Source organism: Acinetobacter sp. UBA3132 (assembly GCF_002364825.1).
Taxonomy (GTDB): Bacteria; Pseudomonadota; Gammaproteobacteria; order Pseudomonadales; family Moraxellaceae; genus Acinetobacter; species Acinetobacter schindleri.
In genome coordinates, this window is record NZ_DEZM01000200.1 from 2327 (window position 1) to 12348 (window position 10022).

The 10022-nt window shown below is 43.3% G+C and carries 10 protein-coding genes; 5 read left to right on the plus strand and 5 right to left on the minus strand.

Annotated elements, in window-relative coordinates; translation table 11 throughout:
• Positions 1-201: 201 nt before the first annotated feature.
• Positions 202-1074, minus strand: coding sequence for a DUF2797 domain-containing protein (locus B4033_RS11155; protein WP_004894506.1), 873 nt, complete (start codon positions 1072-1074; stop codon positions 202-204).
• 34 nt (positions 1075-1108) lie between these two features.
• Between B4033_RS11155 and B4033_RS11160 the strand changes: the two genes are divergently transcribed.
• A complete protein-coding gene (locus tag B4033_RS11160) occupies positions 1109-1579 on the plus strand; it encodes a DUF6231 family protein (protein WP_004894508.1) in 471 nt (156 codons plus the stop codon).
• A 102-nt stretch (positions 1580-1681) separates the two neighbouring features.
• A complete protein-coding gene (locus tag B4033_RS11165) occupies positions 1682-2374 on the plus strand; it encodes a YidB family protein (protein ID WP_286834011.1) in 693 nt (230 codons plus the stop codon).
• Between the two features lie 60 nt (positions 2375-2434).
• On the opposite strand, the gene B4033_RS11170 is transcribed toward B4033_RS11165, so the two are convergent.
• From B4033_RS11170 to B4033_RS11180, 3 genes are read right to left on the minus strand one after another with little or no spacing between them, the layout of a single operon-like run.
• Positions 2435-3055, minus strand: a complete 621-nt coding sequence (locus tag B4033_RS11170) for an OB-fold-containig protein (RefSeq protein WP_076753468.1) — start codon at positions 3053-3055, stop codon at positions 2435-2437.
• Positions 3056-3075: 20 nt separating this feature from the next.
• A complete protein-coding gene (locus B4033_RS11175; protein ID WP_008305220.1) occupies positions 3076-3384 on the minus strand; it encodes a Rieske (2Fe-2S) protein in 309 nt (102 codons plus the stop codon).
• Positions 3385-3398: 14 nt separating this feature from the next.
• The gene (locus B4033_RS11180) at positions 3399-4403 is read right to left on the minus strand and encodes an adenosine kinase (protein WP_286834019.1); all 1005 of its coding nucleotides are present in this window, start codon (positions 4401-4403) and stop codon (positions 3399-3401) included.
• A 275-nt stretch (positions 4404-4678) separates the two neighbouring features.
• On the opposite strand from B4033_RS11180, the gene B4033_RS11185 reads away from it, so the two are divergent.
• The 3 genes from B4033_RS11185 (at position 4679) to B4033_RS11195 (ending at position 9401) form a co-directional block, all read left to right on the plus strand.
• The gene (locus tag B4033_RS11185; RefSeq protein ID WP_004812759.1) at positions 4679-5128 is read left to right on the plus strand and encodes a GNAT family N-acetyltransferase; all 450 of its coding nucleotides are present in this window, start codon (positions 4679-4681) and stop codon (positions 5126-5128) included.
• A gap of 165 nt (positions 5129-5293) precedes the next feature.
• A complete protein-coding gene (locus tag B4033_RS11190; RefSeq protein WP_286834026.1) occupies positions 5294-8233 on the plus strand; it encodes an insulinase family protein in 2940 nt (979 codons plus the stop codon).
• A 19-nt stretch (positions 8234-8252) separates the two neighbouring features.
• Entirely contained in the window at positions 8253-9401 is a 1149-nt protein-coding gene (locus tag B4033_RS11195) for a phospholipase A (RefSeq protein ID WP_286834031.1), read from the plus strand.
• Between the two features lie 58 nt (positions 9402-9459).
• On the opposite strand, the gene B4033_RS11200 is transcribed toward B4033_RS11195, so the two are convergent.
• The coding region (locus B4033_RS11200) for a potassium transporter TrkG (protein WP_286834037.1) at positions 9460-10022 on the minus strand (563 nt) is incomplete at its 5' end.

Here is a 10022-nt window from a genome sequence, read left to right on the forward strand (position 1 = left end):
ACAGATTTTCCTTTAAAAAAAACCGGCTTTCGAGCCGGTTTTTTTTATTTTCTGGGAAAGTTTTTGCTCTATAAGAACGCCATCTTTAGAGTCAAGGAGGCATTGAAATACTGAAATGTGTTCTAAATTTTGGTAGTAAATTCCCTGATGAGTAAATAAAAAAAGAGGGACATTTTATCCCGCTTTTTTAAATAGTTCGATTTACTCAGCACGAACCTTAATTTCATAGCCGGTATATTTACGGATATTAATAACACCGGTATCCAAGATCAGGTACTGGCCTTTGATACCTTGTAATTTGCCACGGATCACTGGGGTTTTATCCAGATTATGTGATTTGATCTTTTCAGGATAGCTTTCTACCGGATAAATAAACTCGCGTGGGCGTTCTTGTTCCAGAATCTCGACATTTTCATTAAAGTCCAGACTCATGCTGAATTCATCACGAATACTGGTAATTTGTGGTTCGAATTCATCCAGCAGCTGGTCACGGATATCAATCAGGTTAAGGGGCTCAGCCTCACCTTTGAGCAGTTTGCGCCAATCGGTTTTATCGGCAACCTGGGTGCCGAACATGACTTCCATTTGACCTGAAAGACGACGAGAACCTACTTTCATGATGGGTAAGGCTTGCGTTGCACCCTGATCCAGCCAGCGTCCTGGCATATGGTTGACACGGGTAATTCCGACTTTAAGTCCACTAGAGTTAGCTAAATATACAATATGAGGCTGGAAACATACTTCATGCGCAAAGGTGTCTTCACGGCAGGTACCTAAATGATAGTGGCAGCTCTCGGGCTTCATAATACACATGTCACAAGACGCTTTGGTTTTAAAGCATTTGAAGCAGTGACCTTGAGAAAATGATTTTGATGTTTTGGTACCACAAGACACGCAGTAGATATTACCGGTCCAGTCGATCTCGATTTCTTGACCCAGACTAAATGGAAGATCAATTTCTGAACGATCTAATATGAATTTATATTCAACATTTGCCCTGTGTATATCTTGATCAGTTACACTAAGGTTCTTGAGACCGGCATGCATTTTATGGCAAATGCCTTGAAGTTCCATATAAATTACTCACTTAAATCATAAGGATGCTGTTATGGCTGAACAGAATGTCATCACTTCGATGCTAGACGATTTTGCGCAGGAACAGCCCATAAAAACTGCGATTTGTATTGGTCAGGATTTGACCCAGATCAAGTTTAATCAGTCCATTCAATGGCATTATTTTAGCGTATCTGACTTTTTAAGTCTGCCTTTTCAGCAACGTTATGATCTGGGAGTAGTGATGCTAGATACACCTGAAACGAGTGAGTTATCAGATCAATTGATCAGTCAGATATTGGTCAAGCTGCGTGACTTATTTGCAAAACGTCTGGTCGTAGTAAGCCGTTTGCAGGATGAGAAACTACTCCGTTCTTTAGGGCTAACCCAACTTATTGATAAAACAACACATAAGGCCGACTTTGCCCTATGGCAATTTAATATTCTGACTTATAAGCATGTACCAGACTGGTTTAATTCCAAATTCTGGGCCAATCCGGAAAATTGGAATAAGTTCCGCTGGTAAGGAAAAAATCTACTAAATTTCATTGCAAATATTAACATATTCATCCATTTCAACCTTCTGTTCAGCACGTATGCTGTAAGAAAGATTGACAGGATAAGCAGTATGACAAACCTCAGTAATATTGTGGAGATGCTGGCCAAGCAGGCCTTGGGCGGTAGTCAGCAACAGCAGAATACCAATCAGCATCAATCCCAAAACCAGTCGCAACAGTCACAAGGTGGGTTGGGTGGAATTCTTGGTGCCGTACTTGGACAGTTAAATCCGGGTAATACGCATCAAACTGGTCAATCCCAGCAAGGCGGCTTGGGTGGGATTTTAGGTTCTGTACTGAGTCAACTGGGTGGTGCTAGTCAGCCACAGCAGCAGTCAAATCAGCAGACGCATCAGCAACCTCGATCATCAGGATTCGGAGCAGGTGGAACCAAGACCTTACTTATTGCTGTACTGCCATTAGTACTTGCCTGGATTCAAAAGCAGGGTGGTTTACAGGGAGCATTGGATAAGCTTAAAGGTCAAGGCTTAAACAGTCAGGTTGATGACTGGGTGTCTACAGGTCCTGGTGAGAATGCGCCCGTGGATAACCAGCAGTTACAGCTGTTATTTGATGATCAGGAGGTGGAACAGGTGGCTGAGCAGGTGCATGCCCCAAAGCAGGATGTATATAGCGCCATTTCCAAAGTCTTACCGCAGATTATTGATTCATTAACTCCGCAGGGTGAGCAAACCAGCAAGCAGGAAGCCAATAATGATATTCAGAATGTTCTGAACATGGTGTCAGGTTTCTTAAAGCGTTAACTATAATCTCTTTTAAAAAAGCCCGGCTATAAATGCCGGGTTCTTTTGTATTTTTATAAATTATGAGTGTTCCAAATCCAAGCTAAACAGACGATTAGATTTGCTAATTTTTTTGGCCACATAATGTGATTTGCGCAGACGTATTAAAATAATCTGAGATTGGAATTCCAGCTCACCAAATTCCGGTTCGACCTGCACATAATGTAGCTGACCAAATTCATCCCTTACACGGGCTTGAGCTGAAAATCCGGGACGGGCATTACCACTGGAAATGGTTGCCAGACGACCAATCAGATTGACATGGTGCTTTTTGTATTTAGGTGGAATCACCTGATCCAGACAGTGAATCATAAATACTGTAAAAAAAATTGCAATAATCAACGCAGGAATAATCAGGTAATACGCCGGTAGAAATTCCTGTTCCTGAGAATAGATCAGCAGTTGCAGCACATAACCGGCAACACTGAAATTCATCAGCAGGAAAAATACAATTAAAATTTTCGAAAATTTAACATTAAGCAGGTCGAGATTGCGGAAGTAGAAAGGGGAAATCTGTTTCAAAAATTTCGTCGGGCGAATTTTAAATAAATAACCTAAGGTTTCTACCACGCCCAGCAAAATCACAGCGAATAAACTTAAATGAAAAGGCATCAAGTTATAGTCTACGAAAAATGCCGGCATGGTAGCGTCCAATTTCAGAGTTATTCTGTGAGGTAAATCCCACCATCAGAATGCACGTTAATCTCTACTTTTTCAAGTGCTTGACCTTGACATGGACCAGAAATACATTCTCCGGTTTCAACCAGGAATAAAGCACCATGGGTTGAACACTCAATAAATTCCTGATCACGATCTAGAAACTGGTTTTCCAGAAACTCCAGTTCAACCTGCAAGTGTGGACACAGGTTCTGGTAAGCATAGAACATACCATCGCGTTGAGTAATGAAAATGGTGTCGCCATTTGGCGTTTCAAAAGAACGTGCTTCACGTTCCGGGATGTCTTCGGTCATGCAAATTTTAAACATTAAGCGCATTCCTTTTGGAAGTTTTCCAATAACGCAGCATAGTCAGCAATGGCCAGACGTGGGCCAAATTGTGAAACCACCTGACTTGAAATCAGAATTGCCAATTCAGCTGCAACTTTCCAGCCTAGGCCTGCATTCAGTGCATACAGGAAAGCACCGGCAAAGGCATCACCAGCACCATTGGTATCAACTGCAGTTACAGCACGACCTGGTACAGTAAAGCTTTGACCTTCATTGCAGATCAACGCGCCTTTGGCTGACAATGTAATGACAATGTGTTGGCTGATTTCTTGCAATTTAACTAAAGCGGCTTCAATCGTTTCAGTCTCAGTGTACATCAACGCTTCCTGTTCATTACAGAACAATAGATCTACGCCATCTGCAATCATTTCGTCTAGGCCGGCACGTGCATATTGCACCATGGCTGGATCAGACAGGGTTAAAGCAATTTTCGCATCACTGGCACGGGCAATGGTACGTGCCTGTTCTACAGCATGACGAGCAGTTTCTGAAGTCGACAGATAACCTTCGATATATAGCCATTTTGCAGTTTTGAGAGGTGTGAAATCAATTTGAACGTCAGTCAGTTCCGCAGTGATTCCCAAATAAGTATGCATGGTACGTTCTGAATCTGGACTTACTAGTACCATACAGGTACCAGTAATCCCTTCACTGATTGAACGGGTTGTAGTTTGTATGCCGGCTTCATTTAAACCATCCAGGTAGATTTGACCCAGATCATCATTCCCGACACGGCAGGCATAGAAAGCTGAACCACCGAGCGCAGCAAAAGCCACAGTCGTGTTTGCAGCTGAACCACCAGAAGCCTGGCCTTTATAGTTTTGCGTGGCTTTCAGGTTCTCATACAGCGCAGCTTGTGTTTCACCATCAGTCAGTTGCATGGTGCCTTTTTGCAGGTTGTGTGCAGTTAAAAAGTCGTCAGATACTTTAAATTCCTGGTCAATTAGCGCATTACCAATTGCAAAAAGATCAACATTTGCCATGTCAGAGAGCCACATTCAAAAAACGAAAGTCATAAGTTTACACGAATGCTCAGGTTTGCTATAGGGTGTCGAATCATTTTCAAAAAGTTTTAGGGTATGCTGTAAGGCATTCATTTCGCACTTTGGTCGAATTAAAGCAGATAAATTTCGTAATCCTGCGGTCGTGCCATTGATTTAAATAGCGGATTTTATTTATAAGTGTTATATCACCTGTAACTGCATATTCATGCAAATGCAGGTTGAGCCGAGACTACAATTTCTGACAGTGTGTATATATGGATATTAAAATCGTAAAAGCCGAGCAATTACCAGATCAAATCGAAACTTTTGCTGCTCTGGCAAAAAAGGAAGGCTATGATTTAATTGAGAAATTAGTTGAAGAATATCGCACAGGAAAAAACTCCTTCAGTAAAGATAATGAATATCTTGCTGTGGCTTATGATGGAAACAAGCTGATTGCTTGTGGCGGTTTGAACCAGCAATGGGGACCAGATGGTGTGGAAGAGCGTATTGGCCGTGTACGTCGTTTCTATGTACATCCGAAATATCGCCAGCATGGAGTAGGCAAGCAATTACTGGCTTATCTGGAACAGTTAGCACGTCCGCATTATTCTGCACTTTGCCTGCATACTGAAACCAAACTGGCGGCGAGCTTTTACCAGAAGCAAAATTATGTGTTTGTCGAAAACCATCCGAATTATAATTACTTTAAATATCTGATCTAGCCGATTTTCAATTTAACAAATACGGTTCATAAACTTGGTGATTCATTTTCTAAATGACCAAGTTTACTTAATTCGATCAAAATGATCGGTTTTCAGCGTGAATAATAACAAAAACTACAGCTATAATGCGATCAGTTGTTTTTTATCTAAAAATTAGGAGATCGCATGACTGTAGATGTCACTGAAACCATTTCACAAACTGTACATCCTGCGTTTCAGTTGGTACGTCAACACCATGTTGATGCTTTAGACATTTTAGTGTCTGAATATAAACATAATGTGACCGGCGCCATTCATTATCACCTGGCAACCAATCACGATGAAAATGTCTTTTTAGTGGCTTTCCGTACGCAGCCAATGGACTCTAAAGGCGAAGCGCATATTCTTGAACATACCGCGCTTTGCGGTTCAGAAAAATTTCCGGTACGTGATCCCTTCTTCCTTATGATTCGCCGTTCCCTGAACACATTCATGAATGCCTTTACTGCGGCGGACTGGACAGCTTATCCGTTTGCCACCCAGAATGATAAAGACTTCCAGAACCTGTTAGAAGTGTATATGGATGCTGCTTTTGCAGCGAACCTGAATCCGCTGGATTTTGCCCAGGAAGGGATCCGTATTGAGCTCGAAAATGGTGAACCGGTTTACAAAGGTGTTGTGTTTAATGAAATGAAAGGTGCGATGAGTTCACCTTCAGATCAGCTCTATCATACGCTGGCGCATTACCTGTTCCCGGATACCACCTATCACTACAACTCAGGTGGTGATCCTAAAGATATTCCTGATTTGACTTACCAGGAGTTAGTTGATTTCTATAAGTCACATTACCATCCAAGTAATGCGGTATTCATGACCTTTGGCAACAAGTCAGCTTATGAACTGCAAGAACAGTTTGAAAACTTGGCACTGTCTAAATTTGAACAGGGTGAGACTTTATACTCAACGCCAGAAACCCGTTTGTCTGCACCGGTATCCGTGACTGATACTTATGCAGTTGATGCAGAGGATTTACGTGATAAAACTTATCATGTGATTTCCTGGTTACTACCGGAAGCAAGCGAAATCAAGCTTCGTCTGGGTATGCGTCTAGTAGAAGGTATCCTGTTAGAAGATTCGGCATCTCCACTGCGTCATTATTTAGAAACCTGTGGTTATGCAGATGCAACAGGCCCATTCATGGGGGTTGATGACTCTAACTTTGAAATGACTTTTTATTGCGCAGTTCAAGGCTCAAACCCAGAACATGCTGAAGAATTTAAAAATGGCGTATTCAAGATTCTGGAAGATGTTGCTGCGAAACCGGTAGATCAGCAGGCAGTAGATGCGATTCTGCATCAGATTGAATTGCATCAGCGTGAAATCAATGGTGATGGTACGCCATATGGTTTAAGCCTGATCCTGAACGGTTTAGGTAGCGCGATTCATCACCGTGATCCGGTTGAAGTCTGGGATGTGGATTCTGCAATTGCCGCAGTTAAAGAAGAACTGAAAGACCCGATGTGGCTGTCTAATCTGATCAAAGAACATCTGATTGATAACCCGCACCGTGTGCAACTGACACTGGTTCCAGATGCGACCAAATCTGCCAAAGAGGCCGAAGCGGAAAAAGCACGACTGGCAGAAATTGGCAAAACACTGACTGAAGAACAAAAAGCTGAAATCGTTGCGCAGACTGAAGCTTTAAAAGTCCGCCAGGATACACCGGATGACCTGAACCTGTTACCTAAGGTTGGCCTGGAAGATGTGCCTGCTGAAATGCAAATCGTACAAGGTCAGTTGCGTGAAGTAATTTCCAATGGCATCGATACGCCATTAAACCTTTATTATGCTGGTACCAATGGTATTTATTACCAACAAGTCTTGGTACAGATTCCTGACGAAGTGGTGCAATCACCATACTTTAACCTGCTGTCGATTCTGGTCGGTGAAGTCGGTGCGGGCGAATATGATTATCTTGAATTCCAGCAAATCCAGACTGCTGTTAGCGGCGGATTGGGTATGGGAGCTTCATTACGTTCAAAAGTAGATGACAAGAATAAGATTTCTGCCTGGTTAACGCTCACAACTAAATCTCTGGTAAATAACCTGCAAGCGATTCAGTTGCTGAAAACCGGTTTTGAGCAGCTTCGTTTTGATGAAAAAGGCCGTATTATCGAATTGCTGCAACAGCGTAAAACACGCTGGCATTCGCGTATTTCGGGCTCAGGACATAGCTATGCGATGCAGGTAGCTTCACGTCAGCACAGTGCTTTAGCGACCCGTGATTATCATAACACTGGTCTTGGTGCATTGAACTGGCTGATGAATCTGGTTGCTCAGATTGAGAAAGATGAAGCTGCTTACGATGCCATGATTGAAGAGCTGAAACGCATTCATCGTATTTTACTGCAAGCTCCAAAACAGTTCTTACTGGTTTGTGAAGAACCGCAAGCGGACCATCTGGTAGAAGAAGTTCAGAATGTTTGGGATAAAGTTGCTGTGGACCGTAATCCGGTACAACTTGCTCAAACTGAAAAAGTATTGAATGAAGCAGATGAGGCATGGCTGATTCAGGCCAATGTTCAGTTCTGTGCAGCAGCTTATCCGGCAGTAGAAGTATCTCATCCAGATGCAGCACCATTGATGGTCTTGGCAGGTTATTTGCGTAATGGATACCTGCATAGTGCGATCCGTGAAAAAGGCGGTGCTTATGGTGGCGGTGCCAGCTATGACGGTAATGCCTGTTCATTCCGTTTCTACAGCTACCGTGATCCACGTTTAGCAGAGACTTTCAAGGACTTTAATGCAAGTGTTCAGTGGCTATTAAATGCGGAACAACAGCCACATCAACTGGAAGAAGCGATTCTGGGTCTGATTGCCAGCATGGATAAGCCGGGTTCACCAGCAGGTGAGGCAATTACAGCTTGTTATGCTTACCTGCATCAGCGTACTCCAGCATTCCGTAAGCAGTTACGTGAACGTCTGCTCAATGTGACGCTGGAAGACCTGAAGCGTGTGGCTCAGCAATATCTGATAGAACAACAGCCGTCGCGTGCTGTGGTTGCACCCGTGGCAAAACGTGAAGCACTGGAACAGCTCGGATTTGTAATTCAACAAGTTCAATAAAATAAAAAAGGAAAATTGAATGGCGCTTAATTCGTTTAAGCGCCCAACTTTGCAGCTGAGCATTTTGCTGGGCTGTATGGGTGGGGCGCAGGTGTATGCAGAAGAAAATCAAACGACTATCCCCAGCAGTCCGATGCCAGCAACGGCTGAGGCCTGTGCCGCGGTAGAAACCAGTGCAGAACGTCTAGCGTGTTATGATGCTTTGTTCAAAGTACCAGAAGCTGAAAGAGTGGTACTGGTATCTGAACGTCGCGCAGCTGCTGAACTTGCGCCTGAACCCGATAACCTGAAAGCTAGAATTGATAAAACTGTTTCTACGGTAACGGTCAGTGAAGGCTCGCCACTGAAACCGAACCTGTCTTTATTGGACAGCCGTTGGGAACTTTCACCGGAAAGTAAACTGGGTACCTGGAATATCCGTTCTTATCAGCCGGTGTATGTATTGCCAGGATTTTGGACCTCCGAGAAAAATGAGTTTCCTGAAAGTCCGAATGAACGTAATACGGTAACAGAAGATCAGAACCTGAAATCCATGGAAGCCAATCTTCAGCTTTCACTAAAAACCAAAGCAGTAGAAAATATTTTTGGTAATAATGGTGATATCTGGCTGGCGTATACCCAGTCTTCACGCTGGCAGGTATATAACTCTGAAGAATCACGTCCATTCCGTGAAACCAATTATGAACCAGAAGCCAGTATTGTATTCCGAACCAATTACGATTTATTTGGTCTGGACTGGCGTATGCTAGGTCTGACCATTAATCATCAGTCCAATGGCCGTTCCGATCCACTATCACGTAGCTGGAACCGGGTGATGCTGAATCTGGGCTTTGAGCGTAATAACTTTGCCCTGATGCTACGTCCCTGGTATCGTTTTGAAGAAGACCTGCCAGATGATAACAATCCGGATATCGTCGACTATGTCGGTCGTGGCGATTTGACTGCATTTTATCGCTGGAAAGATCATGACTTTTCACTTATGTTGCGACATACCTTAAAAGGCGGTGATGACAGTCGTGGTGCAGCGCAATTTGACTGGTCATTCCCGATCAGTGGTCGTCTGCGTGGACATTTTCAGCTGTTTGATGGCTACGGTGAAAGCCTGATCGACTATAACCATAAGGCGACGTATGTCGGCTTGGGTGTTTCGTTGATGAACTGGTTCTAACAAGCATTATCATCAAAAAATCCACGTGCTGACATGGATTTTTTGTTTTATATCGAAATTACCCAACCTGAATTTCTGAAGGTGGATGTTTAAGGCGGCTCTTTTTCGGTGTGGCAATAAAATAGGCCAAGGTCAAAGGGCCTAAACGACCTGCAAACATTAACAGCATCAGAATCAACAGACTGGCTGGCTGTAATTCAGAAGTGACGCCACGAGACAACCCAACAGTACATGCGGCAGAAACCGTTTCAAACAACAGATCCAAAAAGTCCTGATCTGGCTCCAGAATAAGTAAACTCATAAAGCCGGTTGCAATCAAGAGGGCGGTAATACAGACCACTGCCAACGCTTTAAAAGTGGTTTTCTCTGGAATCGAATGCTTGAATAAACGAATTTCATCTTCACGCCGTAGGTAGCTAATTACACTAATCACTACAATCATAAAAGTTCCGACCTTAATGCCACCTGCGGTACTTAAAGAACCACCACCAATAAACATCAGGAACATGGTAACTAAGGTGGACGCATTGGTCAGCTGATCCATCGGCAGACTATTAAAACCTGAAGAACGCGGTACTGTGGCATGGAACCAGGCATTGACCGCCTGATCGCCCACACTCA

Bases quoted from the DNA above. Each gene is read 5' to 3' on its own strand.
- B4033_RS11195 (WP_286834031.1), top strand. From the start codon at position 8,253: ATGGCGCTTAATTCGTTTAAGCGCCCAACTTTGCAGCTGAGCATTTTG.
- B4033_RS11185 (WP_004812759.1), top strand. From the start codon at position 4,679: ATGGATATTAAAATCGTAAAAGCCGAGCAATTACCAGATCAAATCGAA.
- B4033_RS11165 (WP_286834011.1), top strand. From the start codon at position 1,682: ATGACAAACCTCAGTAATATTGTGGAGATGCTGGCCAAGCAGGCCTTG.
- B4033_RS11190 (WP_286834026.1), top strand. From the start codon at position 5,294: ATGACTGTAGATGTCACTGAAACCATTTCACAAACTGTACATCCTGCG.
- B4033_RS11180 (WP_286834019.1), bottom strand. From the start codon at position 4,403: ATGGCAAATGTTGATCTTTTTGCAATTGGTAATGCGCTAATTGACCAG.
- B4033_RS11175 (WP_008305220.1), bottom strand. From the start codon at position 3,384: ATGACCGAAGACATCCCGGAACGTGAAGCACGTTCTTTTGAAACGCCA.
- B4033_RS11155 (WP_004894506.1), bottom strand. From the start codon at position 1,074: ATGGAACTTCAAGGCATTTGCCATAAAATGCATGCCGGTCTCAAGAAC.
- B4033_RS11170 (WP_076753468.1), bottom strand. From the start codon at position 3,055: ATGCCGGCATTTTTCGTAGACTATAACTTGATGCCTTTTCATTTAAGT.
- B4033_RS11160 (WP_004894508.1), top strand. From the start codon at position 1,109: ATGGCTGAACAGAATGTCATCACTTCGATGCTAGACGATTTTGCGCAG.